We start from the raw sequence: 25,203 nt of genomic DNA on the forward strand, positions 1-25,203 counted from the left end.
AACACGCTCACGTTCTACCTTTAGGCTGCCCTATTCGCCATTGGACAGATGCCCTTCCAGAGTGCCTATCTACCTCCCATCGTGGTTCAGAATCAGGCGCTCGGCCTCTGTTTTGCCGGACGACCTAAAGGGGATGGCTTCAATGAACGGGAGGGTGGATGGATTGATCAGATCGTGGACCGCATTGCTGGTGAATTCGCAACCATCCGGGGCGGCGGAAAAAGGGGGCCGGGCTTCGGCAGCCTGGTGAAAAATTGACCCTTGAGCCTGAACCATAACAGATCTAAAAATAGTCCATCTGCCCACGGTAAAACGGCTCGACAAGCTCACAACCTGCATGGTTAAAGGGCTTTTTCGTCACTACCATTCTGCAGGCTCAATTTTTCCCACATGGGGGGGGTTGAACTGCCAACATCGGGTCTGCCGCCTCACCTTGCCCGAGACTATTTCTTTTACAAACCGCGCGGATGCATCCCACCAACCCACCACCCTATAAAACCGGTTGCCGCTTCACGCTGGACATTGTAAGTTAACATCTATCCGACAATTGCTGTGACGCATGAAACCGGTGGATCCGGTGCCTTTTCTCGCACCGCCATCGCAGGACCAAAACACGGCTAAATTAGCTTGGGCCTTCATCGTCACCTTTGGGCTTGTCTTTTGGTCATCTGTTGCGGTGCCTGGTGGCTGCAGATATCACCTACGCGTCATCGCATGAACCGTCGTATGGAGAAGTGCCGGGAAAGCCAAATGAAAAAGACAGATATTCTTGCAAGATTTCCGCCCAGGATGGAAAACCTGCTCCTCATACTCAACGATTTGCAGAACCAGAGCCGGATGAATTGCCTGTCGAAAAAAGATCTGACACGGGTCGCCAAATACCTGAATACGACCTTAAGCACCATTTACGGGGTCGCCAGCTATTACAGCATGTTCAGCTTGACCCCACGGGGAAGACACATCATCAGGATGTGCCGCTCCCCGGTTTGTCATTGTGCCGGGGTGAGCGATATGTTCGACGAACTGACCCGTCTTTTGAAAATCGAAGTCGGTGCAACGACGCCTGACCGGCTGTTCACCCTGGAAACGGCTGAGTGCCTGGGCCAATGCGATCTGGCACCGGCGATGATGATCGATGACGTTGCATACGGGAATCTGACAGCGGCCAGCCTCGCGACGATCATTGGGAGGTATCGAAATAAAAGCGCTTCGCAGGGAGACTGAACCGGTGATCGAACAACACCGTATCGCGCTGAGGAATGTGGGGAGAATCGATCCTGCCAGCATCCAGGACTACATGGACAGGGGCGGTTACGACGCCTTGAAAAAGGCCCTGCAGACCCCCTCCGATCAGGTCGTCCACGATATCACGCAATCCGGTTTGAGAGGGCGGGGGGGCGCCGGGTTTTCGACGGGGTTGAAGAAGAAGTATACCAGCCAGGCGTCCTGCGTCCTTTTGGAATGCATGCGCTACATCGTCTGCAACGCCGATGAAGGTGAACCCGGAACCTTCAAGGATCGTATTATCATGGAAGGGGACCCCCATCTGCTGGTCGAGGGAATGGTGATCGCGGCTTATGCGGTCGGCGCCGAGCGAGGTTATATCTATATTCGCGGTGAATACCATCAATCCATCACCATGATCCGCAGCGCGCTGGTGCAGGCCCGCAGGCACGGCTTTTTGGGCAACAACATTCTGGGCTCCGGGTTTTCGTTGGATATTGAAGTCAAACTTGGGGCTGGATCGTACCTGTGCGGGGAGGAGTTGACCCTGCTTGAATCCCTGGAAGGCCGAAGAGGCTATCCACGGGTCAAACCGCCATTTCCGGCCGAAAGCGGTTTGTTCGGCAAACCTACCTTGATCAACAATGTCGAGACGCTCTCCCATATCCCAGCCATTGTGATCAATGGCGCCCGGTGGTATCGGCAACTCGGCACCGAAACGTCTCCCGGGACCAAAATTTTTACGATCAGCGGCGAGGTAAACCACCCCGGATACGCAGAAGTCGAAATGGGGATCCCCCTCAGAGAGCTGATTGACCGTGGCGCCGGAGGGATGAAGGACGGGAAACGATTCAAGGCGGCGCTGCTGGGCGGGGCAGCCGGGACATTCGTGCCTGAGTCGCTGCTGGATGTGTGCATGGACTTTGACGCGTTGAAAGAAAAAGACGCGGTGTTGGGTTCCGGCGCCGTTATCGTCATGTCCACCGACCAGTCCATCCTGACCATGCTCGATTCGATATTGCGTTTTTTCGAACACGAATCCTGCGGTAAATGCGTTCCCTGTCGTGTCGGGACCAGACAGCTGGTCGATTTGCTGAAAAGGCTCAAGGGTGCTGAGGGCAAGCGGCCGGATCATGTTGACGCGTTGGTTTATCAGTCCGAACTGATGGCCAACACCTCATTGTGCCCGCTGGGCCAATCCCCGGTTCTGGCGATCAAAAGCGCCGTGCGTTATTTTCGCGATGAGCTGGAGACACCGCAGATTTCTCAATCCAGGTGGCGATGATGGACGACAGGGTCAGCATTTTCATTGACGGGGAAGAAATAAGCGCCAGGCAAGGAGAGAATGTCTTGGCCGTGGCGCAGCGAAACAACATCCCGATTCCCAGCCTCTGCTACCACCGCAAACTTACGCCTACCGGGGCGTGCCGGTTGTGCATCGTCAAAATTAAAGGCAAGGGCGGCCTGATCGCCGCCTGCACGCTGACCGCTGCCGAGGGCATGGAAGTGACCGCGTTCGATGCGGAATTGGAAGCGGCCCGCCGGGACATATTGGATTATCTGCTGTGCGAACACAATGAATCTGCCGATCGCAGCTATCAGGATGAATTCAAGGCGTTGGTCGTTCGATACGGCCTCGATGACCCGGTACGCAGGCGATTCCCCTCCGTCTGGAGAAAGCTGGACCAGCCGATCGATGACAGTTCGCCGGTGCTCGTTTACGACGCCTCCAAATGTATCAAGTGCTTCCGATGCATCAAGGCCTGCGGTGAAGTTCAGGGCAAGCATGTGTTGTCCATGGCCAACCGGGGCATCCAATCATACGTCATCGCCGGTCTGGGTGTGTGGGGTGCTTCGGAATGTGACGGCTGCGGCGAATGCATCCAGCTTTGTCCCACGGGCGCTATCGTTGAAAAACCAAACAGAGATCTTCTCAGCACAGAAAAACCGGAGAAGCGGGTCGTCTCGGTCTGCCCTTACTGTGGCGTCGGATGCCAGATCGAGCTGGTGGTCAAGGAGGGACGGATTGCCAGGGTAAACGGTGTGGAAGGCGTCAAACCCAATGACGGTAGGTTGTGCGTCAAGGGACGCTTCGGTTACGCGTATGTCGGCCACAAGGATCGGTTGACCCAACCGCTGATCAAACGCAATGGACGATTCCAACCGGCCGGATGGGATGAAGCGCTGGACCTGATTGCGAGTCAATTCAAAGCGATCAAAGCCAAATACGGCAACGACGCCCTGGCAGGCTATGCATCCGCCAAGGCCACCAATGAAGACAATTACCTGTTTCAAAAGTTTATCCGTACCGCATTCGGCAACAACAACGTGGATTACTGCACCCGGCTGTGCCACGCGTCCACGGTTACGGCCATGCTGCGTTCACTGGGATCGGGGGCCGGGTCCAACTCGATCGAAGATTACGAAACCGCCGACTGCATGCTGGTCACCGGCAACAATATGATCGAAACCCACCCGGTTACGGCAACTTTCGTCAAGCGAGGGGTTGCCGCCGGCGGCAAACTGATCGTCATCGACCCCCGATGGACTCCCCTGGTGAAGTATGCGGATGTCTGGCTTCAGCCCAAACTGGGAACCGACATCGCGCTGCTCAACGGCCTCATGAATATCATTATCCGAGAGAATTGGATCGATGAGGATTTTATCATCAGCCGGGTGGAAAGGGGGCTGGACGCTTTCGAGGAGCTCAAACTGGTTGTCGCCGACTACCCGCCCGATAGCGTTGAAGCCATTACGGGGGTTGCCCAGGGTAAACTACTCACGGCCGCCCGGTTGTTCGCCAGGGCAGACAAAGCGCTGGTTGCCACGGGTATGGGGTGCAGCCAGCAGACCACCGGAACCCAGTTGGTGTTTTCGCTGATCAATCTGTGCCTGATCAGCGGACAGATTGGGAAAGTCGGCGCAGGATTGAATCCGCCGCGTGGGCAGAACAACGTCCAGGGCGCATCCGATGTGGGCTGCCTGCCCATGTCCTATCCGGGATACATCACGGTTGCCGATGGGGCCAACCGAAAAAAAGTAGCTGACGTATGGAATGTTTCCCATGAGGCGCTCAGCGGGAAAGTCGGGCTGACCACGGTCGAGATCATGCAGGCGGCCTACGCCGGGGGCATCAAAGGGATGTACATCATGGGCGAAAATCCGATGCTGACCGATCCCAACTTGAACCATACCCGTGAATCCATCCAACGGCTGGAGTTTTTGGTGGTGCAGGATATTTTTCCCACCGAGACCACCGCCTATGCCGATGTCATTCTCCCCGGGGTGGCTTTTGCAGAAAAAAACGGCACCTTCGTGAACAGCGACAGGCGGGTAAGTCGCGTGAGAAAAGCGGTCGATCCTCCCGGGGAAGCCCGCCAGGACTGGAAGATCATCGAGGACCTTGCGCGACGAATGGGTTGCCCGATGAAGCCCTATGCGGACGAAGCTGAGATCTTTGACGAGATTGCAGCCGTGACGCCCTTAATGGCCGGCATCGCATACGACCGGATTGAAGGGGAGGGCATCCAGTGGCCATGTCCGACCAACACGCATCCAGGCACGCCCACCTTGTTTCTAAAACAGTTCGACACCGCCAGCGGACGGGCGATCCTGCACCCGGCGGCCTATGTGCCGCAAACGGAAAAGGCAGATGCCGACTACCCTTTTTTGCTGAACACCGGCCGCATCCTTTACCACTATCACACCTGTACCATGTCCAGGCGCAACCGGGCGCTGACGGCTTTCTCCAACCGGTCCTACGTCCTCATCCATCCCGATGATATCATAAAGATCGGCTTAAAAAATGGTGCACGGGTGAGGATCGCCTCCAGACAGGGCGAGATCTCGACGCGGCTGAAAGTCAGCAGTGGTGTTCTGCCGGGAGAACTCTTCATGCCGTTTCACTTTGGCGAATCACCGGTGAACGAACTGACCCGCGATGAACTCGATCCCGACTCAAAGATTGCACCCTTTAAGCTGACGGCCTGCAGGGTAAGCGCGTATCGATAGATGAGAAGTGAGGACTGCTTGACCATCAAGTATGTAACCATGGGCAGGGTTCCAAAACTCGAGCGAATCTGGGCGTGCCAAATGAAAAAATGGTATTATAGTTATACAGTCAGCAAAAGCGGCCAAAGCATTACATTCAGCAATCCTTTACGTGCAAGGAGGTTGTCTCATGACCCAAACCAACACGATTCCGGAAACCGCCGTGGATCCCGTCTGCGGCAAAACATTCGATCCGCGCAAGGTGCAATTTTCCGCCAATGACGACAAAGGCACCCATTATTTCTGCTCGGACGAGTGCCGGCGCCAATTTGACGCTGCGGACGCAAAAACCAAAAAGGGGTTCTGGGAGAGATACACCGATCGTCTGAAAAAGACCCATTGTACCCAAACACCCCCCGAGTGTCGGTGATCGGCGGGGGTGAGTAAGGCCAACCGGGCATGGGCATCATGGTTGGAGAGATCGTAAAGATGACTGCCGGTGGGATCGCCACCACACCACGGTTATTGAAACAGGCAAACCGTTTCCTACCCTTTGGCGCCCGGTTCCAATGGTCGTAAGTTGCCCGGCCGGTTAACCTTTGCCGAATTGACCTGTTTGGAAACGGGAACACTTTTGAGTTCGGTGTAGGCCTTGTTCTGGATGATATCCTGCAGTGACCGGACGTCCTGGTTGCCGCGACTGAGCCACATCTCAAATCCCTCCGGTTTCAAGATCACCGGCATGCGGTTGTGTATCGGCATGACCGATACACTGGCCTCCCTGGTAAGGATAGTGCAGGAACGATAGGCGGTGGGTTCTTTCCCCCTGTTGTCCCAGGCTTCCCACAGACCTGCAAATGCGAATGGGCGGCCGTCGGGCAGCGTTAGGAACATTGGCTGCTTGTGGCCTTTTTCGCCCTTCCACTCGTAAAACCCATCGGCGAGGATTAGGCATCTGCGCCACTTGAATGCCGTTCGAAAGCTGGGTTTGGCAGCCACGGTTTCAGACCGGGCGTTGATCATCCGGCTGCCGTTGCTGGTGTCTTTCGCCCAGAATGGAACCAGTCCCCAGTGAAGTTTCTCCAGGTGGTTCTGCGCGTCATGCCTGACAACGGCGAGTATCTCTTGGGTGGGCGCGATGTTGTAACTGGGCGTAGGCTCGACGTTGGCCACATGGATGGGGAAGTGTTCAATCAATTCTTCAACGCTTCTGAAACCAACGAATCTTCCGCACATGTCTGTCCCCCATCGCCAGAAAAAAAAATCTTCTCGTCAATCGGTTTGTCGAACCTCATCGCAAAGCCGGCGGCATCGCAGCGCACCACGGTGCCCATCAGACTCAGCCTTTTATCGAACACCAAGATCGGGATCTGGAGGTTGATGGTCCGGCCCTGAACCATCTTTCGCCGGGTGCTTACAAATACACCGCCGGGGCCTATATCTTTGACCAGATCCCGATAGGTTCCCTCTTTGGCTGTATATTTCGCACTGAATTGCGCCGTGCGGCGAGGGTATCGGCGGCGATTATGTGCTGTCTTCATTTCCCGTCCACCTTTTGCCTTAATTTGCCAGACCACTTAAACGTAACCCCCCGTCTTGGTTTCAACATCAGGTCTTCTCCGGTAGCCGGGTTGCGGCCCTTTCGGGCTTTTTTTTCCTTCACACAGAATTTGCCGAAGCTGGAAACCAGGACATCATCACCAGATTCCAGGGTCGCCTTGATGCGCTCAAGAAGGGATTCGGTGGTCTCAATGGATTTATTGCTCAGAAAACCGAGTTCCACTTGCATACGGTCGACGATGTCTTTTTTTGCCAGTGCCATGCATGAATCTCCAATCGGTTATATCCAGGTCAGAATTGCGGTCCCAAAGATGATGCCGATGATTCCGAACAATCGGTTCGTCTGATCGGATACATTCTGAAAGTACCAGTCGAGCATTCGGCTGTAGATGTGTTGCGGGTCTGTGAATGCCACGGCCGCTTCACAAAAGGCCAGCAGAGCAATTATGCGGAATACCCATGGGTAGGTGGTGGCGGATGCGGAGATCAAAAACAGGAGACCAAACACGGCGGGGATGGCTGACAGGCATTTAAGCGAATAAGTCTGGATACCACCTTTGAGTGCAGCGACGGCCTCCCTGGTATACAGGACCCAATAAGAACAGATGGCGACGTGTCCGAAGCCAAGCAGATAGACAATCCCTTTCATGGTCACCGACTCCTTTGGTCGTTGAGTGGTCCTACCGAAGGTAAGCGGTCTACACGTTTGCAAAAATTCCTTTTCCTGTCAAGGGGTTGCTACGTTGTTGACAATCATGACCCGCCAGGCTTACCTAATAGTCGGCCATCCTCTTTTGAGCGCTGCCGCCAACCGTATGACCAACGGGTTAAGATTCAAAAAAATAATAAGGATGTCAATTCAGCTGATCAAGCTGCGCGGTCTGCCATATCAAAAAAAGGCGATTGCCACTTGACAAGGAAATCAATGTTTTTATATTTGAACAGATGTTCATATATATTTCCATAGGAGATCGGCATGGTTAATAAAAAAGCTGTTGCCCCATGTACAGATGAAACCTGCGATGTGCGTGTGGTGCATCTGGAACGGGTCGCTCGGGCCAAAACGGAAGCCATCGCGCCAAATGACATGGAACGTTTGGCACTGACCTACAAGATCATGGGCGATCCCACCCGGCTCAAAATCATCCTGGCCCTGCGAGGCGGCGAAATGTGCGTTTGTGACATCGCCGCTTTCTTAGGGCTGAGCGAATCGGCTGTCTCCCACCAACTCAGGCGTTTACGGGAGTCTTCGCTGGTCCGCGCCCGCCGAGATGGCCAGATTCTCTATTACTCACTCGACGACAGCCATGTGCTCGATCTGGTCACCGTCGGCCTGCACCACATCGAGGAGAATTAAATCCCCACAACCTGGCTTGGATATGGAGGTCATACCCATCTGCCATTAAAAGGAGCGGTGCGCAATGAATCTGGTGCTAGACATCCTGCTTCAATCTTGGAACATTCTTCTCGAATCATCGGCCTTCATCCTGCTGGGATTGATCGTCAGCGGGCTGCTGCGGGTCTTTCTCAATCCCGGATCGGTTTCCCGGCACTTAGGCCAGGGACGATTTAAATCGGTGTTCAAGGCTTCGCTTATGGGAATCCCCATTCCGTTGTGCTCCTGCGGCGTACTGCCGGCGGCTGCCGCCTTGAAAAAACAAGGGGCCAACAACGGTGCCGTGACTTCGTTTCTCATTTCGACGCCGGAATCCGGCGTGGATTCCATCGCCATTACCTACGCGCTGATGGACCCGATCATGACCGTGGTGCGGCCGGTGGCGGCGTTCGTCACCGCATTTGCCGCGGGCATCACCGAGAATCTGATCGGCAAGCCGGATATGGCCGGCCCCATCGTCCCGGACCTCTCCTGTCCGGTGGACGGCTGTTGCGACGGGCAGAACTGCAGGCCGGAGGTGCACCGCAACCACCACAGCTTTACTGAAAAGATACAGGCAGGCTTCCGGTTTGCCTTTACCGATGTGTGGGCGGATCTGGCGGTCTGGTTCCTGTTCGGTCTGCTGCTGTCCGGCATCATCACGGTGCTGATCCCCGAATCGGTCTTCAGCCGGTACATGGGCGGCGGCTTTGGCGCCATGCTGATCATGCTGGGGGTGGGCATTCCCATTTACATCTGTGCCACGGCTTCCACGCCCATTGCCGCAGCCCTGATCCTGCAGGGGGTCAGCCCCGGTGCGGCCTTGGTTTTTTTGATGACCGGGCCGGCCACCAATGTCACCTCCCTGACCGTGCTGATCCGGGTGCTGGGCAAACGGGCTACGGGCATCTATCTGGCGGCCATCGCAATTTGCGCGGTGGGTTTCGGCCTGCTGGTGGACTGGATTTATGCGGCCATGGGCGTCTCGGCACAGGCCGTGGTGGGGCAGGCCGGGGAGGCCATACCACATGCTGTCGAACTGGTCGGCGCCATCCTCATCCTGGCCTTGTCGGTGAAACCGGTGTGGCGGTTCGTTCGCAGCCGATTTTTCAGGCCGGGACCGCCCTGTGAATCGCTGGCGACGAATGCCACGACCATCAACACGCCGGAACCCATCGCCGGCAGCACATGAGGATGCAGTCACTGACCCGTTGGGTCAGTTAGCCAAAGGACAGAAGACCAAAATCGGAGAACGGTGACGGACGTCGGACATCCGACATCAGGATGCCGTATTTTTCTGTTGACACCATTGAAAGTTTGGCATACCTAACTTTTTACGAAACGTACAATTTTTCATGATTCATGGAGCTCCAATGGCAAGGATCAACATTCGTAAAATGCAAGTCAACCAGGAAGGGACCATTGCCAGCGTCAAGGTTGGCGGTGAACTAGGGCGCCGGCTCCGGGATATGGGGTTGGTGCCGGGGACCCCAATCAAAATACAGGGCCGGGCACCGCTTTTCGATCCGGTGGCCTTGCGGGTTAAAGGCTTTACCCTGACCCTTCGCAATAACGAAGCCGATCTCATCGACGTCGAGGTTAACGGATAACAATGAAATTTTGTGTCGCACTGGGTGGTAATCCCAATGCCGGGAAGACCACCCTTTTTAATGCCCTAACCGGTTCACGGCAGCACGTGGGCAACTATCCCGGGGTGACGGTGGACCGCAAGGAGGGCCGCTATGTGCAAAACGGCCACGATATGCATATCGTGGATCTTCCCGGTACCTATTCACTCACCGCCTACAGCGTCGAAGAGGTGGTGGCCAGAGATTTTCTGGTCAGCGAGCGCCCGCGGGTGACAATCAATATTGTCGACGCCTCCAATCTGGAACGCAACCTTTACCTGACCATCCAGTTTCTTGAACTGGGCATTCCCACCTGTGTGGCACTGAACATGATCGACGTGGCCAGAGGGCGGGGAATCGAGGTTGACGATAAAAAGCTTTCCCGCCTGCTCGGCGTGCCGGTCGTTCCCATCGTGGCTCGCAGCGGGTTTGGGAAAAAGGCCCTGATGGACGCCGTGGAAACGGTAGCCGAATCACCCCTTCCTCAGCCCCTGCGGGTTTCCTATGGCCCCGACCTGGAGACCGCAATCCAGGAAATGGAGGCAATCATCACCGGGAGTGAATTTCTCACGAACCTTTATCCGTCGCGCTGGATTGCCATCAAGTTTCTGGAGAACGACGAGCAGATTATGGAAAGGGGGAGGGCGGCCGACCCGCCAATCGCAGATCGTCTGGAGGCCATCACCCGCAAGGTGGGCGCCCACATCGAGGAGACCCTGGAAACCTATCCGGAGGCCATGATCGCCGATCATCGCTACGGGTTCATCAGTTCCATGCTCAAGCAGGGAGTGGTCAAGGAGCGCCATGACCGGAACCGGCTCTTTCTCTCCGACCGCATCGACAAGGTCCTGGTGAACCGCTTTGCCGGACCTATAATCATGCTGCTGGTGCTCATGGGGCTGTACCATTTTGTCTTCACCTACAGCGAAATGCCTGTCGCCTGGTGCGAGAGGGCCTTTGAATGGCTTTCGGCCATGGCGTCCGCCAGCCTGTCCGACGGGCTGCTCAAATCTCTGATTGTCTCCGGTGTCATCGATGGGGTGGGCGGTGTGCTCGGTTTCGTGCCGCTGATCATGTTCATGTTTTTCGGCATCGCCATGTTGGAAGACTCGGGCTACCTGGCGCGGGTGGCCTTCATGCTCGATCGCGTGTTCCAGATGTTCGGGCTGCACGGCAGTTCGGTGATGGCCTACATCGTCTCCGGCGGGATTGCCGGCGGCTGTGCCGTGCCCGGCGTGATGGCTACCCGCACCCTGCGGTCGCCCAAAGAGCGCATCGCCACCTTGCTGACTGCACCGTTTATGAACTGCGGGGCCAAACTGCCCGTATTCGCACTGCTCATCGCCGCTTTTTTCCCTCACAGCCGTGCCCGGATGATGTTCATTCTCACTCTGATCTCCTGGGCCGGGGCCCTGCTGGCCGCCAAGTTCCTGCGGGTGACCGTGGTTACAGGTGCCTCCACACCATTTGTCATGGAGCTGCCTCCCTATCGTCTGCCGACCTTCCGGGGGCTGGTGATTCATACCTGGGAGCGGACCTGGCAGTATGCCAAAAAGGCCGGGACGGTGATTCTGGGCATTTCCGTGCTGCTGTGGGCGGGCATGACCTTTCCCCGGCTGCCCGATGCGCAGGTTGAAACCTTTGCCAACCAGCGGATTGGATTTATCTCGGCGGCGGCGCCCCAGGTGGTTGAAGAACTCGAGACCGCCTCGGGGTCCCGGCCGCTCTCCACTGCCGCCGCTGAATTGAAGAAAGCGTTGATGGCCGTGGATGCCAGGCAAACCGGTGCTGCCCTGCGCCACTCGCTGGCAGGCCGTGTCGGTACGGGTCTGGAATCGATCACTCGCTGGGCCGGCTTTGACTGGCGCACGAACATTGCCCTGCTGGGCGGGTTTGCCGCCAAGGAGGTGATTGTCTCCACCCTGGGGACGGCTTATTCACTGGGTACGGTGGACGCCGAAGCCGCTGACAGCCTGGCCGTCAAACTGGCCGCTGAACCGGGATGGCGCACCCTCACCGCCTGGAGCCTGATGATTTTTGTCATGTTTTACGCCCCCTGTTTTGTCACCGTGGTGTGTATCGCCAGGGAATCCTCATGGAAATGGGGCGCCTTTTCCATGGTTTTCAACACCTCGATGGCATTTTTCCTGGCCGTGATCATCTACCAGGTCGGCGCCGCCTTCGGATACTGATTCCCGGGTACCCGTCCTTGTCCGGCGAGGGCCACGCAAACCGATACCAAGGTATGACACCATGGAAATCCTGATTGTCATTTTGATTGTCGCTGCCGCTGCCTTCTATGTGGGGAGGATTTTCTACAAAGGATTCAAGCAGAAGGATGGTTGCTCCTGTGGCTGCACCTGCTGCAGCGTTTCCGATTCATGCAGCCAGCCGGCGGCAGGCAGCGCCGCTGACCCCGTCCCGGTCGAGAAAGATCGGTAAGCGTCCATTTGCCGGTTGATGCCCTTGGCCACCAGGTTTTAATATTGACTCCGTATTTTGACTCTTCTATCATCGACTTCTCGATAGCCAGCACATCGACATCCCGGCGGTGGCAGCACCTCCGGCGTCGAATTCGATAGGCGGTGCGATCTAACCGCCGCTAAACCGCTTCCGGCAAAGAGGCCTGGCCCATGGACAAACGCGTAATCGTGATGGTGTGGGTAACCTTGATGGTTCTGGCCGGTTCTCCGCCAGCGGTGGCCGCCGAGGATGAGCAGGACTTTTTGGGCATCATTACCGGCGATGTGAAAAGCACCGCCCACCAGATCGGCATGGATATTAAAGCCCTGGTCATGCGCAGCAACATTCACCTGGCGGTGTTCACTTCACGTGGGTCTGTGGAAAACGTCTACGCCGTTTACCAGCGCCCCGGCAATCACATGGGCCTGGTGCAGTCCGACGTGCTGGCCTTTGTGGCCAAGGTTGACAGCGACCCTCGGCTTAGGCTGATCGCCGATAAAATCAAATGGGTTTACCCACTGTACAACCAGGAGATCCACATCCTCGGCAAAGGGGAGATCCGCCTTCTCAGCGACCTTGACGACAAGCGGGTGGCCATCGGCCATGCGGAGAGCGGCACCCATCTGACCAGCCGGCTGATTTTTGAAATCTCAGGTGTCCGGCCCCGGCAGATGCTGGCTATCAGTGATTCCCAGGCGCTGGCGGCGCTCAAAGCCGGCAGCATCGATGCCATGGTAACCGTAGACGGGTTTCCGGTTGAACGTTTGGTGCTGGAGGTTGCCCCCGCAGACGGGTTGCACCTGATTCCGATCACCCATGACGGTATCCGCGCCTTCTACCCGGCATCCCGGATTCCTGCCGGCAGCTACCCATGGCAGGTGGCCGATGTGGATACCGTGTCCGTCATGGCCCTATTGGTGGCCTACGATTTTCGCAACCACCATTGCAAGACCATCGGGAATGTGGGCTGGCTGATTAAAGAAAACCTTGACTGGCTCCGATTCAACGGCCATCCCAAATGGAAATCGGTGGATTTGGGCCAACCGGTGAGCGGCTGGGAACAATATTCGTGCATGGCAGATTTCACTCCAGCCGCGGTTGAAGCAGAAACCGAGTCATCGCCCACCCGGAAACCCAACCCGGTGGCCGATGCCATCGAGGCGGTATTTCGCCCCTGACACGCCGAAACGGAAGCAACCATGTATGAATCCTTTTATGGACTGAGCAAAAAACCCTTTCAGATCACCACGGATCCCAGTTTCCTGTGGATGGGTAAAAAACATCGCGAGGCCCTCTCCACCCTCAAGTACGGGGTGATGGACAACAAGGGATTTTTGCTGTTGACCGGCGAGGTGGGCACCGGCAAGACAACATTGATCAACCGCTTGGTGGAAGACGTCCATGGCAAGGCCTACACAGCCAAAATCCCCGATCCGGGGCTCAGCAAGTACGATTTTTACCGCATGGTTTCCCGATACTTCGGACTCCCCATCGAAGTGCGAACCAAGAGCGACTTCATCGAGCCCTTCAGCCGATTTCTCAACGATGCCCATGAAGAAAAAAAATCGGTCCTGCTGCTCATCGACGAAGCCCAGCGGCTCAAGCACGACCTGATGGAGGAGATCCGCCTGCTGTCCAATCTTGAACGGCAGGATGCCAAACTGCTCAATATCTTTTTCGTGGGTCAGAACGAATTCAACAGCATCCTGCTTCTGCCGGAAAATCGTGCACTGATGCGCCGTATCACCATCACTTACAACATCGACCCACTGGACCAGGCAGAAACCTGCGCGTACATCCGCCACCGCCTGAAAACCGCCGGTGCCGATTACGAAATTTTCTCAGGTGCGGCCATGGAAGCGGTTTTTGAATTCTCCAAAGGGTATCCACGACAGATCAATATCATATGCGACCTGGCCATGTTTTTTTCCTCCCAGGTGTCCCGGCGCACCATCAGCCGCAAGATTGTCGACCAGTGCCGCGAGCGAATTTCATTTTCCGTGGAGGAACTGCCCGTGGAAAGCAGCCATTCGCAACGGGTGCCGGCGCCAAAGACCTATTACCAGCCCATAAAAAGAGAGCGCTGGCCGTGGTTTACCGCAGCGCATGCATTATATGCAGCGGTGGTGTTGTTGGTGCTGGGCAGCGGCGTTTATTTCGCACCGGTTTCATTGAAGGACCGCGCCGGGCGGTGGGTGCGTGAAATCTACCAGACCTATTTTCCTGTGTCCGGCAAGCCCGCTGCAACGGAGCAGCCGGTTGTCAATGCCGCCACGTCCGGCAATTCCGAATCCGAAGCGGTTGTTTCCGACACGTCGCGTCAGGCGGTGAGAACGCCCCCTGCCGTCGAGCGGTTGCTGCCTATGCCCAATCGGCCCCCGGACCTCGACATACCCCAAACCCTCGACGATCTCCCCCGGGCATCGGCCCCAGCCGCGCAACGTGCAGTTCATGCCGAGTCGCCAGCCGCCGCCGTGACGACATCCGTGGCGGAACCTCCCGACCCTGCCGATGCCATTGACTGGCTGTTGAATAAACGCAAGCAGGAACCCAGCCAATAGATCATGCGTCGATGATTTGATTGGACGGGGCACATGCCTTCAACGGGCCGGATGGGGTGGGTCGGAAGGGCGCAGAAAGAACCTACCGTAGGCAACCCGTCCTCTTCGGTTTTGGGTCGCCCGCCTGTCCTTTCCAACTGGTTGACAAACCGGAATCAACCCATTATGATCGCCGCCGACAATTAACATTATAAATGAATCTGGATTGTTGCATATGTTTAAGATTGCTGTCCTGCCCGGAGATGGCATTGGTCCCGAGGTGATGGAAGAAGCGCTGAAGGTGCTCGCGGCGGCTCAGGAAACCTTCGGTTTCCAATTGACCTACACCCCCGCCGATGTCGGCGGTATCGCCATCGACCGTCACGGTCGGGCCTTGCCCGATGGTACCCTGCGCTTGTGTGAAGCCAGCGATGCCATACTTTTTGGATCCGTGGGCGGGCCCAAGTGGGAAAAACTGCCTCCGGCGCAGCAGCCCGAGCGGGGGGCCCTGCTGCCCCTGAGAAAGCATTTCAACCTGTTTTGCAACCTTCGCCCGGCAAAGGTGTTTCCCGCCTTGGCCGGGGCCAGCCCCCTCCATCCATCAATCGTCAGGAACGGATTCGACATCCTGTGCGTCCGGGAACTGACCGGCGATATCTATTTCGGGCAGCCCAAAGGCCGTGAGGGCAGCGGTCCCGACGAGCGCGCCTTCGACACCATGGTCTATACCCGCCGAGAGATCGAGCGCATCGCCCGAGCCGCTTTTGATGCTGCCCGTTTGAGAAGCCGGCGGGTGGCGTCGGTAGACAAGGCCAATGTGCTGACCACCATGGTGCTGTGGCGTGAGGTGGTCAGCCAGACGGCCGAGGCCTATCCGGATGTGTCCCTGAGTCACATTTACGTGGACAACGCCACCATGCAGCTGGTGAAAGATCCCCACCAATTCGACGTACTTTTGTGCGGCAATATGTTCGGAGACATCATATCCGACGAGTGCGCCATGATTACCGGTTCCATGGGCCTGTTGCCCTCGGCCAGCATCAGTGAAAGCGGATTCGGCCTATACGAGCCGGCAGGCGGGAGTGCCCCGGACATTGCCGGACAGGGAATCGCCAACCCCATTGCCCAAATTCTGTCTGCGGCCATGATGCTGCGCTACAGTCTGGATCTGGCCGAGGCCGCCGAGGCCGTGGAAACCGCTGTGGCGCGCGTACTGGAAGCGGGACTCCGAACTCCCGATATCGCCGCCGGCGGCAGTGCGGTAAGCTCCCAGGAAATGGGTGATGCGGTTGCTCGTCAGCTGCGCGAAGGTCAATCTTGATAAATCACAATAATCAAATTCAAAATTCTAAACCTAATGATATTGAAGCGAAAACATTCCAACTATCCATGATTTGTTTTTTTTGATATTGTAATTTGAAATTTGTTTGGAATTGGGTTTGTGTAATTTGTCATTTTATTAAACAGTTGGTGCTTTCCATTCGTTATTTCAGGTTTTCCCAGATCATATGATGTCCCTGCCGTTGATCACCCTCGATCGTATCGCCGTCAGACAGCGCAGCCGGTGGCTGCTCAACGGCTCGTCGTGGCAGATCAGATCTGGCGAGCAGTGGATGGTGATCGGTCCCAACGGGGCGGGAAAGACCACCTTGGTAAAGGCCATCGCCGGCATTTTACCTGTCGTTCAGGGAAAAATCCAATACCATGCCTTTGGCGGTATGTCACCCACCGAGGCGATATCATACGTGGCCAGCGATGCCCGCCGAGACATCTGGCATCGCGAAAGCGACCTGGACCACGCACGAAGCTTTGCCGGCCGATTCAATCAAGCGACCACTGTCCGGGAGCTGATCTACGGCAACCCCATCGACCCTCTGGTGCCCTTCGACATGCAATCCCGCTTGGCCGATGTTGCCGTACGCTTTAATCTGGATGCCTTGCTGGACAAACCGGCCTTGGCCGTCTCCACTGGAGAGATGAGCCGGGTGCTGGTTGCCCGTGAACTGATCCGCCGCCCCAAGATGCTGATCCTCGATGAACCCTTCGACGGTCTCGACCGTTTGGGTCGACAGGACCTGATAGAGATGCTCGACCGGCTGGCGACCTCAGGCCTGCCCATCATATTGGTTTCCCACCGTCCCGAGGAGATGCTTTCCGCCACCACCCATGTTCTCACTGTCGATGGTGGTCGGATCTCGGGAGCCCGATCCGTGGACGATGGTTCCCCCCCGATTGATGCCGCCTCGACAGCCGTGGCAAGGAATCGTCGCCGGTACCGCTTCAACCATCGACCGGCACATCGTGAAGCCAGCCGGCGCGTTTCCGCAGGGCCGTTGATCGACATGAAAACGGTAACGGTTCGTTACGGCGACACGATCGTGCTGGACCGGTTCACCTGGGCGGTGAAGGCGGGTGAGCATTGGGCCATCACCGGCCCCAACGGCGCGGGGAAATCCACCGTCCTCAAACTGATCAGCGGTGACTGCCTGCAGGTGTACGCCAACCGAATTCGCCTGTTCGGCAAGGATCGTGGCGTCGGACAGACCTTGTGGGAGACCCGGGGAAGGCTGGGGATGGTGAGTCACGATCTGTCCAGCGGGTATCAGAAGCGAATGTCTGCCTTGGATGTGGTCTGCTCAGGATTTTTCGACTCGGTGGGGCTGTACCGCCGCTGTGATGCCGTGCAGATCGCAACTGCCCAATCGTGGCTGGCACAGATGGGCCTTTCAGGCCTTTCCCAGACCCTGTTCAACCAGCTTTCCCGAGGTCAGCGGCAGATGATCCTCATCGTCCGAGCGATGGTAAAAAATCCGGAGCTGCTGATTCTGGATGAACCGTGCGCTGGCCTGGACCCTGAAAACCGCCGTGCCGTCCTCAGTCTGCTGGAGCAGATCGGCCGCAGTGGCACCACCGGGCTGATCGTTGTCTCCCACCATGAAGACGACATCCCCGCCTGTATCACCCACCGTTTATTGTTGGACCAGGGAATCGTCCAGAACAGCGGGGCCGTTAGCCGTCAACCACCGCCCTTGCCGCCTTCTTTCAAGCCGTCGTCATAGCGCTTGTCTCCGTAACGACGAATCTGCCGGCAGATGCCGCGGATAATGCTGGTTTCGCCGGCCCGCAGTGACAGCCGGGAGAAGAACCGGCGGATGCGGACCATCCAATAGTCCGGGTTTTCCGGATTCAGGTATCCAATTTGCACCAGTGAGGTCGTCAATTCCTCGTACATCTGGTCCAATTCGACCCGTTTGGCCAGACGGGGCGTGAAGTCGGCGGGCGCGGCCTGGACGGCAGCAGAAAGGCAGTAGCACACCACCATTACGGCCTGGGCCAGGTTCAGGGAGGTGAATCCCACCGTGGGGATGTTGACCAACTGGTGGCAGTATTTCAGATCGTCGTTGGTCAGCCCACGATCCTCCGGGCCGAAAAGGATGGCCACCGGGTTGTTTCTGGAAACGGGGATCAGGCTTCGGGCCAGAACTTCTGGAGACCTGATCACCGGACGTTGGCCTCCCAGCCGAGCGGTGGTGCCGACCACATGACCGAAGGGCGCCAGGGCTTCCTCGAGCGAATCGAAGCGCCGAATCCCGTCGACCACGGATCCGGCTTCATGGGTGGCCAGCCGACGGATGCGTGTTTCGTCCCAGCCCTCGGCGTCTACCGCGATCAGGCGGGTCAACCCCATGTTGCACATCGCCCGCGCCGCTGACCCGATATTTTCCGCATAGCGGGGCCGCTGCAGGACGATGGTGATGTTGTCACGGGTGACACCGACGGTCATCGGGTATGGATTTCAAAGGCATTGAAAAAGTAACCGAGTTCAAACGCCGCCGTTTCCGGGGCGTCTGAACCGTGGACCACGTTTTTTTCGATATCGGTGGCAAAATCTCGCCGGATGGTGCCTTCGGCCGCGTCCTTGTAATTCGTGGCGCCCATGAGTTCACGATAACGGGAAATGGCATTCTCCCCCTCGAGGATCATGACCACTGCCGGACCGGAAGACATGAAGGCGGTGAGGCTGTCGAAAAAGGGCCGCTCGCGATGCACGGCGTAAAAGCCTTCGGCCTGGGCCTTGGTCATGTGGATCATCTTCATGACTATGATATTCAAGCCATTGGCCTCCAGTCGTTTGACCACTTCTCCGATCACGCCCCGGGCCACGCCGTCGGGCTTGATGATTGACAATGTTCTTTCCATATCGGGTTTCCTTTCATCGGGTGTTGGTTCGACGCTGGCATAACAGAAGGCCGATACCAAGTCAACCGGTTCCACCGGTTGGACATTTCTATTATCTATGTTTCAACAAACTGATATCTTGATATTAATTTTAAGCGATAACCATATGCCATGACTGCCGTACCCGTTGACATCATGGGGTTGGCGGTCTATTATTTTGACCGCCCAGATTTGATTCATTCTTTGCAAAAACCATCCGTCAGCATTCAATAACAAGTGAAATGTGGAGTACCTATGCCGATCTATGAGTTTTACTGTCCGGATTGCAACACGCTTTTCAATTTCTTTTCTAAAACCATCAACACCTCCAAAAAACCCCAATGTCCTCGATGCAGGACCCGCACCCTCGATCGGCAGATGTCCGCCTTCGCCTTTACCGGAAAGGCCAAGGCGGCGGGTGAGGGTGAAGATTTGCCCTTTAACGAGGCCAAGATGGAAAAAGCCATGCAGATGCTGGCCGGCGAAGCCGGCCGGATCAATGAAGATGACCCGCGCCAGGCTGCCGATCTCATGCGAAAACTCACCGACATGACCGGTATGGAAATGGGTGCGGGCATGGAAGAAGCCTTGCGGCGCATGGAGCGCGGCGAGGATCCGGAGCAGGTAGAGGCGGAGATGGGTGACCTGTTGGAGGGAGAGGATCCCTTTGTGATGCCAGATAAAAAAGGTAAAGGGGCCGCAGTCGTCAGACAAGCCCCCACGCGTGATGAAACCCTTTATGATCTGTAACGAGGACCATCCCATGACCCTGAAAGACCGCCTGGAAGCACGACGGGGAGACATCACGCAATTGGCTGTGGACGCCATCGTCAATGCTGCAAACTCGTCGCTGCTCGGCGGTGGCGGGGTGGACGGGGCCATCCACCGGGCCGCCGGACCCGAACTTCTTGAAGCATGCCGAACCATCGGCGGGTGCCCCACCGGGGAAGCCCGTTTAACCGGGGGCTACCGATTGCCTGCCCGATACGTGATTCACACCGTGGGGCCTGTCTACCGGGGCCGGACCGAAGACAGCCGCCTGCTGGCCGAATGCTACAGCAACAGCCTGGCGATGGCCATGGCCCACGGGATCCGAAGCCTGGCATTTCCCGCCATCAGTTGCGGTGTTTATGGTTACCCGATTGCCGATGCCAGTAAAATTGCCGTGGACGTCTGCGCAACCTTCTTGGACACTCATGATGTTCCGGAGAAGGTGATCTTTATGCTCTTCTCGGCAAGCGATCTGGACACATACGCCCGTTATCTTTCCAGGCGGGTGGGATAGGGGACCTGCGGTCGACGACCCAACGGGATTTCATGGGAATTCATTCAGGACGGAAAGCGATGGAACCGGTGTGTCCATATCCCTTGTCGATGCCGGTCGGAATTAGGATTGACAAACCGGTTGGACATGGTTAAGTTCCAGCCCTGAAAGCAATTAGGCGTTTCCGGTCCATGCTCGTTTAGGGCCGATTTTATTATTCACAAGGAGGGAATCATGCTTGAGGTCACACAACCGGCGGTTGAGCAAATTGCCGAGTATTTCAAAGGGAAGGATGTCAAACCGATCCGGATTTTCCTCAACGAAGGTGGTTGAGGGGGCCCCGGCCTGGCCATGGCTCTGGATGAGCTTGCCGATACGGACAAGGCGTTTGACATCGACGGTTTTCAATTCATCGTCAACACGGAATTTCTTGAAAAAGCCCAGCCGATTAAGGTTGATTTCCATCAGTACGGTTTCAAGCTGGACTGCGGGATAGATTTCGGTGCCGGCTGTACCAGCTGCGGTACCAAGGGCTCTTGCTGCTCCTGATCGACCCGGACCACAATATAACTGAAAGGCGACCTGCTGAAGGTCGCCTTTTTTAGTTGATTCAACGGCCCTGCCGGTTGCTTTCTTTTACTTGCAGCTCTGTCGCTGTCTTGTTATAACGCGTTGAAACCCGATCGCAGGATGTATCCATGATCGCCGCCAGGCGGGTATTGCGGTTGTCGATCGTCGACCCCCCATCCACGACCAGGCATCGACGAAAATTCAGGAGCTGACCATGACACTGGTGAAGTACAACGTAGATGCGCATGTTGCCACAATTACCCTGAATGACGGGGAAAACCGGTTTAATCCGGAATTTATCAAAGCCTATCTGGGCGTTCTGGATGAAATCGAAGGTGCCACCGATGCCACCACCCTGGTGGTGACGTCCGCCCATGAAAAGATATTCTCCAACGGGATCGATCTTGAGTGGCTGGTGCCGGTCATTCAAAACAACGACATCGCCCTGGCCAAAGATTACTTTTACCTGCTTAACCGCATGTTCAAACGCATCGTCACCTATCCTCTGGTAACCGTGGCCGCCATCTCCGGCCACGCCTTCGCCGGCGGTGCCATCATGTGTTGTGCGTTTGATTTTCGTTTCATGCGGTCAGACCGCGGCTTTTTCTGTTTTCCCGAAGTGGACCTGGGCATCCCATTTCTACCGGGCATGAACGAGCTGTTGAAAAAGGCCATGCCCATGTACATGGTGGAGTACATGGAGTACACCGGCATCCGGTTGACCGCCGATCAATGTGTGGACCATCATATGGTTCACAAGGCCTGTCCCATCGATACACTCATGGAGGAAACCATGACCTTCGCCATGGCCATCAACAAAAGACGTCCGGTGGTGGCGGAGATGAAAAAACGGCTGAATGAAGCCATCGTCCAGGCCATCGATGTCAAGGATGTCGCTTATATCGAATCGGGCCAATTCAATATCAGCTGATCGACATTCCTGCAGAAACAGGGGAAAATGAAAAGACCTCCCCGGCATGACCCGCCGACACCTTTTCCGGACGAACCGTTTCCGGACAAGGACGCACTGATCCGTGCCCTCTTTGACCAGGCGGGCACAGGAATGGCCATCACGCTTCTCGACGGCCGTTTCATCAAGGTCAATTCAGCCTTGTGCACCCTGCTTGGATATTCGGAAGAAACACTTCTGGACCGATGCCTGGAAGACATCATGGCGGCGGACCAGTGGCGCCTGCTGTCCGAATTGTCCCGGGACATGTTAACCGGCAAATCAGGCCACAAACAGCTCACGCTCGAATGCCGACATAAGGCTGGAAAAGCGGTCCGAGGGCTGTTGAACCTCGCCGTGGTCGCTGACCGGGCGGGCACTGCCCGCCATTTTAGTGTCCAGATCCAGGACATCAGCAATCTGATCCGCACGGAAAGCGAATTGGAAGAGAGCCGGCAGCGATACCGTGCGCTGGCCGATGCGACCTTTGAAGCGGTGTTCATTTCCAGAAAAGGGATTTGCATTGACACCAATCGCGCGGCATCCATCATGTTCGATACCCCTCGCAAAGCGTTGATCGGCATCTTCGGTACCGACGTCATCGCACCGGAGTTTCAGTCCCGGGTCAGGGAAAACATGCTTTCCGGCTACGAGAAGCCATACCATGCCGTGGCCATAAAAAAGGGCGGCACCCGGTTTCATGTGATGATCCAGGGAAAGATGATCCAAATCGGCGGACGTGAGGTCCGGGTGACGGTGCTGCGGGATATTGACGCACAGGTGACGGCGGAGGCCGCGCTCAGGGAAAACGAGCGTCACCTGCGCTCCCTCATGGAAAGCGCCTCCAACTTCATCCTGTTCCGCTTGTGCCACCGGCCAGAGACCCCATTCCGGCCAAGGCGTATTTTTATCAGCCCGTCGATTACCGAAATCGTCGACCTGAGTCAGGTGACCGACTTTCAATCCTGGCTCGATATGCTCCGCCCGGATGACCGGGAACGCCTGCTGGCCGCTGGACTGAAGATGCTCGACACCCACAAGCTAGATGAAACGGTTCGGATTCGCGACCGCTCGGGCAGCGGGTGGCGCTGGCTGCACATCATTTCCGTCGCGGTGCCCGACGAAACCGACAACAACTTGTTTTTCAACGGCATCGTTCTGGATATTACCAAAGAGGTGGAAGCCACTGCAGCACTCAAGGCCAGGGAAAAGGAGCTCAAGGAGAGAACCGAAAGCCTGTCCGAGGTCAACACAGCGTTAGAGGTGCTTCTTCAAAAGCGGGAAGCGGATCGCACGGAAGTGGAAGAGAAGATGCTGACCAACGCCAAGAGCCTGATTCTGCCATACCTGGAAAAGCTCAAGGCCAGTCGGATGGATGAGCGTCAGCGGATTTATCTGAACCTGGTGGAGTCCAATCTCAACGAAATCATATCACCCCTGTCCCGGCGCATGTCCAGGCACTACCTGAATTTCACACCCTCTGAAATCCAGGTGGCCAACCTGGTCAAACAGGGAAAGACCACCAAAGATATTGCCCAGATCCTGGGGTTGTCCACCCGAACCATCGAAGCGGTCCGCTATACCATTCGCAGGAAATTGGGCATCAAGAAAAAGCGCTCCAACCTCAGGTCATACCTGCTCGCCATTGACGGGTCCGACACCATTCCCGGCGGCAGCGGCCAGATTCGATAGCCCGCCCTCGGGATCTTTTTCAATCTTTACAAAGCCGTCCATCTTGGCCTACCGATATATGTTGTCCGACGTCAAACCGCTGTCATCCGACTGCTTTATCACGCGGCCAGTTCACGGGTTTTATGGAAACGGATCGTCGGCCACTCTTCCATGGCGTTTTCCAAACGCCACAAGCTGGCGGCCAGGTAGGTCAGTTTCCCCTGAGAATCATGGGCCAGGCTCGCGTACTTCTCCTTTTCAAAGGCCTCCAGTTTTTTTTTGTCTTCGCAGGTTACCCACCGGGCGGCAGCAAATGTCACCGGTTCATAGTCGGCATCGACCGTGTACTCGGCTTTTAGCCGTGCCATGGTCACGTCGAACTGAAGCATGCCGACGGCGCCGAGGATGTAGTGGTTTCCCGTCAACGGGCGGAAGAACTGGACAGCTCCCTCCTCGGCCAGCTGGGTAAGTCCCTTGAGCAGCTGCTTGGCTTTCAGGGGGTTTTTCAGCTGGACGCGGCGGAAGTGGTCGGGTGCGAAATTGGGAATGCCGGTGAAACTGAGCGGTTCTTTTTCGTAAAAGGTGTCCCCGATGCTGATGGTGCCGTGGTTGTGGATGCCAATGATGTCGCCGGGGTAGGCCTCGTCAACATGGGCGCGATCCTGAGCCATGAAAATGGTGGCGTTGGACAAAGTGACCTGCTTGCCGATGCGGGTCTGATACACCTTCATGCCGCGGGTGAACTTGCCGGAACAGATGCGTACAAAGGCGATACGGTCCCGATGGGCGGGGTCCATGTTGGCCTGAATCTTAAATGCGAAGCCGGAAAAAGTGTCCTCCTCGGGCTTAACCTGGCGGGTCGTGGTCGCCCGCGCCCGAGGCGGCGGCGCCATTTCCACGAAGGCATCCAACAGTTCCCGCACGCCGAAGTTGTTGATCGCGCTGCCGAAAAACACCGGCGTCTGGCTGCCTTTGAGGTACTGGTCCAGTTCGAAGGGGTTGGCGGCACCCTCGAGCAGTTCCACATCTTCGCGCAATTCTTTTGCCTGGCTGCCCAGCACTTCGTCCAGCCGGGGGTCGGCCAGATCAGTGATCATAATTCCTTCCTGGTGGCGGGTCTGCCCGCCAGGGCTGAACAAATGAAGCTGCCGGTGATACCGATTGTAGACCCCCCGAAATCGCTTGCCCATGCCGATGGGCCAGGACAGGGGGGCGCATTCGATTTGTAATTTTTCTTCGATATCCGAAAGGATGTCCAGCGGAGACAACCCGTCGCGGTCCAGTTTGTTGATGAAGGTCATGATGGGGGTGTTGCGCATACGGCACACCTCCATGAGCTTTTCGGTTTGCGTTTCCACGCCTTTTGCGCTGTCGATGACCATGAGCGCGCTGTCCACGGCGGTGAGGACCCGGTAGGTATCCTCAGAAAAATCCTGGTGGCCGGGTGTGTCCAGCAGATTGACTTCATAGCCGCTGTAGTTGAATTTCATGACCGAGGTCGTCACTGAGATACCGCGCTCTTTTTCGATAGCCATCCAGTCGCTGGTAGCATAGCGTCCGGCCCGTTTGGCCTTTACGGCACCGGCCATCTGGATCGCACCACCGAACAGGAGCAGTTTTTCCGTCAACGTGGTCTTGCCGGCATCCGGATGGCTAATGATGCCGAACGTTCGTCGTTTACTGATTTCTGCTAAGAAATGTCGATCCATTTGCAGTTCGTCTTTATTCGGTTGGCCAAAAAAAACAGGCCG

The 25,203-nt window shown here is 56.5% G+C and carries 26 protein-coding genes; 19 read left to right on the forward strand and 7 right to left on the reverse strand.

Annotated elements, in window-relative coordinates:
• Positions 1-48: 48 nt before the first annotated feature.
• The 5 genes from ABYV26_RS00755 (at position 49) to ABYV26_RS00775 (ending at position 5,644) form a co-directional block, all read left to right on the forward strand.
• Entirely contained in the window at positions 49-258 is a 210-nt protein-coding gene (locus ABYV26_RS00755) for a hypothetical protein (RefSeq protein WP_372677215.1), read from the forward strand.
• Positions 259-750: 492 nt separating this feature from the next.
• Positions 751-1,224, forward strand: a complete 474-nt coding sequence (locus ABYV26_RS00760) for an NAD(P)H-dependent oxidoreductase subunit E (RefSeq protein WP_372677217.1) — start codon at positions 751-753, stop codon at positions 1,222-1,224.
• Positions 1,225-1,228: 4 nt separating this feature from the next.
• On the forward strand, positions 1,229-2,509 hold the full coding sequence (gene nuoF / locus ABYV26_RS00765; protein ID WP_372677219.1) for an NADH-quinone oxidoreductase subunit NuoF: 1,281 nt from the start codon (positions 1,229-1,231) through the stop codon (positions 2,507-2,509).
• Positions 2,509-5,235: a formate dehydrogenase subunit alpha gene (gene fdhF, locus ABYV26_RS00770; protein WP_372677221.1), complete on the forward strand. Its 2,727-nt coding sequence runs from the start codon at positions 2,509-2,511 to the stop codon at positions 5,233-5,235. The genes nuoF and fdhF overlap by 1 nt, the downstream gene beginning before the upstream one ends.
• Positions 5,236-5,404: 169 nt before the next feature.
• Positions 5,405-5,644 (forward strand): hypothetical protein, encoded by a 240-nt coding sequence (locus ABYV26_RS00775; protein ID WP_372677223.1) that lies wholly within the window; start codon positions 5,405-5,407, stop codon positions 5,642-5,644.
• 116 nt (positions 5,645-5,760) lie between these two features.
• On the opposite strand, the gene ABYV26_RS00780 is transcribed toward ABYV26_RS00775, so the two are convergent.
• From ABYV26_RS00780 to ABYV26_RS00795, 4 genes are read right to left on the reverse strand one after another with little or no spacing between them, the layout of a single operon-like run.
• Positions 5,761-6,450 carry an SOS response-associated peptidase gene (locus ABYV26_RS00780; RefSeq protein WP_372677225.1) on the reverse strand — a complete coding sequence of 230 codons (690 nt, stop codon included), beginning with the start codon at positions 6,448-6,450 and terminating at the stop codon, positions 5,761-5,763.
• Entirely contained in the window at positions 6,408-6,755 is a 348-nt protein-coding gene (locus ABYV26_RS00785) for a PilZ domain-containing protein (RefSeq protein WP_372677227.1), read from the reverse strand. Before ABYV26_RS00785 ends, ABYV26_RS00780 begins: the two co-directional genes overlap by 43 nt.
• Positions 6,752-7,036, reverse strand: a complete 285-nt coding sequence (locus tag ABYV26_RS00790) for an integration host factor subunit alpha (protein ID WP_372677229.1) — start codon at positions 7,034-7,036, stop codon at positions 6,752-6,754. The genes ABYV26_RS00785 and ABYV26_RS00790 overlap by 4 nt, the downstream gene beginning before the upstream one ends.
• A gap of 18 nt (positions 7,037-7,054) precedes the next feature.
• The gene (locus ABYV26_RS00795) at positions 7,055-7,423 is read right to left on the reverse strand and encodes a hypothetical protein (protein ID WP_372677231.1); all 369 of its coding nucleotides are present in this window, start codon (positions 7,421-7,423) and stop codon (positions 7,055-7,057) included.
• A gap of 327 nt (positions 7,424-7,750) precedes the next feature.
• Between ABYV26_RS00795 and ABYV26_RS00800 the strand changes: the two genes are divergently transcribed.
• The 9 genes from ABYV26_RS00800 to ABYV26_RS00840 all read left to right on the forward strand — a co-directional run bounded on the left by ABYV26_RS00800 (position 7,751) and on the right by ABYV26_RS00840 (position 17,839).
• Positions 7,751-8,131 carry an ArsR/SmtB family transcription factor gene (locus tag ABYV26_RS00800; RefSeq protein WP_372677233.1) on the forward strand — a complete coding sequence of 127 codons (381 nt, stop codon included), beginning with the start codon at positions 7,751-7,753 and terminating at the stop codon, positions 8,129-8,131.
• 64 nt (positions 8,132-8,195) lie between these two features.
• Positions 8,196-9,341, forward strand: coding sequence for an SO_0444 family Cu/Zn efflux transporter (locus tag ABYV26_RS00805; protein WP_372677235.1), 1,146 nt, complete (start codon positions 8,196-8,198; stop codon positions 9,339-9,341).
• A 181-nt stretch (positions 9,342-9,522) separates the two neighbouring features.
• The gene (locus ABYV26_RS00810) at positions 9,523-9,759 is read left to right on the forward strand and encodes a ferrous iron transport protein A (RefSeq protein WP_372677237.1); all 237 of its coding nucleotides are present in this window, start codon (positions 9,523-9,525) and stop codon (positions 9,757-9,759) included.
• Positions 9,760-9,761: 2 nt separating this feature from the next.
• Positions 9,762-11,969, forward strand: a complete 2,208-nt coding sequence (gene feoB, locus ABYV26_RS00815; RefSeq protein WP_372677239.1) for a ferrous iron transport protein B — start codon at positions 9,762-9,764, stop codon at positions 11,967-11,969.
• Positions 11,970-12,030: 61 nt separating this feature from the next.
• On the forward strand, positions 12,031-12,219 hold the full coding sequence (locus ABYV26_RS00820; protein ID WP_372677241.1) for a FeoB-associated Cys-rich membrane protein: 189 nt from the start codon (positions 12,031-12,033) through the stop codon (positions 12,217-12,219).
• 191 nt (positions 12,220-12,410) lie between these two features.
• Positions 12,411-13,418: a TAXI family TRAP transporter solute-binding subunit gene (locus ABYV26_RS00825; RefSeq protein ID WP_372677243.1), complete on the forward strand. Its 1,008-nt coding sequence runs from the start codon at positions 12,411-12,413 to the stop codon at positions 13,416-13,418.
• 21 nt (positions 13,419-13,439) lie between these two features.
• Positions 13,440-14,801, forward strand: coding sequence for an AAA family ATPase (locus ABYV26_RS00830; RefSeq protein WP_372677245.1), 1,362 nt, complete (start codon positions 13,440-13,442; stop codon positions 14,799-14,801).
• Between the two features lie 214 nt (positions 14,802-15,015).
• Positions 15,016-16,101 (forward strand): 3-isopropylmalate dehydrogenase, encoded by a 1,086-nt coding sequence (gene leuB / locus ABYV26_RS00835; protein ID WP_372677247.1) that lies wholly within the window; start codon positions 15,016-15,018, stop codon positions 16,099-16,101.
• 187 nt (positions 16,102-16,288) lie between these two features.
• The gene (locus ABYV26_RS00840) at positions 16,289-17,839 is read left to right on the forward strand and encodes an ATP-binding cassette domain-containing protein (RefSeq protein WP_372677249.1); all 1,551 of its coding nucleotides are present in this window, start codon (positions 16,289-16,291) and stop codon (positions 17,837-17,839) included.
• Here the strand turns inward: ABYV26_RS00840 and ABYV26_RS00845 are convergent.
• Together ABYV26_RS00845 and ndk are read right to left on the reverse strand one after the other, a co-directional pair.
• The gene (locus tag ABYV26_RS00845) at positions 17,797-18,564 is read right to left on the reverse strand and encodes an RNA methyltransferase (RefSeq protein WP_372677251.1); all 768 of its coding nucleotides are present in this window, start codon (positions 18,562-18,564) and stop codon (positions 17,797-17,799) included. The two genes, ABYV26_RS00840 and ABYV26_RS00845, sit on opposite strands and share 43 nt — an antisense overlap.
• A complete protein-coding gene (gene ndk, locus ABYV26_RS00850; RefSeq protein WP_372677253.1) occupies positions 18,561-18,980 on the reverse strand; it encodes a nucleoside-diphosphate kinase in 420 nt (139 codons plus the stop codon). The genes ABYV26_RS00845 and ndk overlap by 4 nt, the downstream gene beginning before the upstream one ends.
• Positions 18,981-19,253: 273 nt before the next feature.
• On the opposite strand from ndk, the gene ABYV26_RS00855 reads away from it, so the two are divergent.
• The 5 genes from ABYV26_RS00855 (at position 19,254) to ABYV26_RS00875 (ending at position 23,473) form a co-directional block, all read left to right on the forward strand.
• Positions 19,254-19,748, forward strand: a complete 495-nt coding sequence (locus ABYV26_RS00855; RefSeq protein WP_372677255.1) for a zinc ribbon domain-containing protein — start codon at positions 19,254-19,256, stop codon at positions 19,746-19,748.
• Positions 19,749-19,761: 13 nt separating this feature from the next.
• A complete protein-coding gene (locus ABYV26_RS00860) occupies positions 19,762-20,283 on the forward strand; it encodes an O-acetyl-ADP-ribose deacetylase (protein WP_372677257.1) in 522 nt (173 codons plus the stop codon).
• Positions 20,284-20,613: 330 nt separating this feature from the next.
• Positions 20,614-20,811, forward strand: coding sequence for a hypothetical protein (locus ABYV26_RS00865; protein WP_372677259.1), 198 nt, complete (start codon positions 20,614-20,616; stop codon positions 20,809-20,811).
• A 235-nt stretch (positions 20,812-21,046) separates the two neighbouring features.
• Positions 21,047-21,763, forward strand: a complete 717-nt coding sequence (locus ABYV26_RS00870; protein WP_372677261.1) for an enoyl-CoA hydratase/isomerase family protein — start codon at positions 21,047-21,049, stop codon at positions 21,761-21,763.
• A gap of 27 nt (positions 21,764-21,790) precedes the next feature.
• Entirely contained in the window at positions 21,791-23,473 is a 1,683-nt protein-coding gene (locus tag ABYV26_RS00875) for a PAS domain S-box protein (RefSeq protein WP_372677263.1), read from the forward strand.
• A gap of 98 nt (positions 23,474-23,571) precedes the next feature.
• Here ABYV26_RS00875 and ABYV26_RS00880 read toward each other — a convergent pair whose 3' ends face one another.
• Positions 23,572-25,161 carry a peptide chain release factor 3 gene (locus ABYV26_RS00880; protein ID WP_372677265.1) on the reverse strand — a complete coding sequence of 530 codons (1,590 nt, stop codon included), beginning with the start codon at positions 25,159-25,161 and terminating at the stop codon, positions 23,572-23,574.
• Positions 25,162-25,203 lie beyond the last annotated feature (42 nt).

The organism is Desulfosarcina sp., from assembly GCF_041551955.1.
Lineage (GTDB): Bacteria > Desulfobacterota > Desulfobacteria > Desulfobacterales > Desulfosarcinaceae > Desulfosarcina.

Bases quoted from the DNA above. Each gene is read 5' to 3' on its own strand.
- ABYV26_RS00755 (WP_372677215.1), top strand. From the start codon at position 49: ATGCCCTTCCAGAGTGCCTATCTACCTCCCATCGTGGTTCAGAATCAG.
- ABYV26_RS00760 (WP_372677217.1), top strand. From the start codon at position 751: ATGAAAAAGACAGATATTCTTGCAAGATTTCCGCCCAGGATGGAAAAC.
- fdhF (WP_372677221.1), top strand. From the start codon at position 2,509: ATGGACGACAGGGTCAGCATTTTCATTGACGGGGAAGAAATAAGCGCC.
- ABYV26_RS00775 (WP_372677223.1), top strand. From the start codon at position 5,405: ATGACCCAAACCAACACGATTCCGGAAACCGCCGTGGATCCCGTCTGC.
- ABYV26_RS00780 (WP_372677225.1), bottom strand. From the start codon at position 6,450: ATGTGCGGAAGATTCGTTGGTTTCAGAAGCGTTGAAGAATTGATTGAA.
- ABYV26_RS00785 (WP_372677227.1), bottom strand. From the start codon at position 6,755: ATGAAGACAGCACATAATCGCCGCCGATACCCTCGCCGCACGGCGCAA.
- ABYV26_RS00790 (WP_372677229.1), bottom strand. From the start codon at position 7,036: ATGGCACTGGCAAAAAAAGACATCGTCGACCGTATGCAAGTGGAACTC.
- ABYV26_RS00795 (WP_372677231.1), bottom strand. From the start codon at position 7,423: ATGAAAGGGATTGTCTATCTGCTTGGCTTCGGACACGTCGCCATCTGT.
- ABYV26_RS00800 (WP_372677233.1), top strand. From the start codon at position 7,751: ATGGTTAATAAAAAAGCTGTTGCCCCATGTACAGATGAAACCTGCGAT.
- ABYV26_RS00805 (WP_372677235.1), top strand. From the start codon at position 8,196: ATGAATCTGGTGCTAGACATCCTGCTTCAATCTTGGAACATTCTTCTC.
- ABYV26_RS00810 (WP_372677237.1), top strand. From the start codon at position 9,523: ATGGCAAGGATCAACATTCGTAAAATGCAAGTCAACCAGGAAGGGACC.
- feoB (WP_372677239.1), top strand. From the start codon at position 9,762: ATGAAATTTTGTGTCGCACTGGGTGGTAATCCCAATGCCGGGAAGACC.
- ABYV26_RS00820 (WP_372677241.1), top strand. From the start codon at position 12,031: ATGGAAATCCTGATTGTCATTTTGATTGTCGCTGCCGCTGCCTTCTAT.
- ABYV26_RS00825 (WP_372677243.1), top strand. From the start codon at position 12,411: ATGGACAAACGCGTAATCGTGATGGTGTGGGTAACCTTGATGGTTCTG.
- ABYV26_RS00830 (WP_372677245.1), top strand. From the start codon at position 13,440: ATGTATGAATCCTTTTATGGACTGAGCAAAAAACCCTTTCAGATCACC.
- leuB (WP_372677247.1), top strand. From the start codon at position 15,016: ATGTTTAAGATTGCTGTCCTGCCCGGAGATGGCATTGGTCCCGAGGTG.
- ABYV26_RS00840 (WP_372677249.1), top strand. From the start codon at position 16,289: ATGATGTCCCTGCCGTTGATCACCCTCGATCGTATCGCCGTCAGACAG.
- ABYV26_RS00845 (WP_372677251.1), bottom strand. From the start codon at position 18,564: ATGACCGTCGGTGTCACCCGTGACAACATCACCATCGTCCTGCAGCGG.
- ndk (WP_372677253.1), bottom strand. From the start codon at position 18,980: ATGGAAAGAACATTGTCAATCATCAAGCCCGACGGCGTGGCCCGGGGC.
- ABYV26_RS00855 (WP_372677255.1), top strand. From the start codon at position 19,254: ATGCCGATCTATGAGTTTTACTGTCCGGATTGCAACACGCTTTTCAAT.
- ABYV26_RS00860 (WP_372677257.1), top strand. From the start codon at position 19,762: ATGACCCTGAAAGACCGCCTGGAAGCACGACGGGGAGACATCACGCAA.
- ABYV26_RS00865 (WP_372677259.1), top strand. From the start codon at position 20,614: ATGGCTCTGGATGAGCTTGCCGATACGGACAAGGCGTTTGACATCGAC.
- ABYV26_RS00870 (WP_372677261.1), top strand. From the start codon at position 21,047: ATGACACTGGTGAAGTACAACGTAGATGCGCATGTTGCCACAATTACC.
- ABYV26_RS00875 (WP_372677263.1), top strand. From the start codon at position 21,791: ATGAAAAGACCTCCCCGGCATGACCCGCCGACACCTTTTCCGGACGAA.
- ABYV26_RS00880 (WP_372677265.1), bottom strand. From the start codon at position 25,161: ATGGATCGACATTTCTTAGCAGAAATCAGTAAACGACGAACGTTCGGC.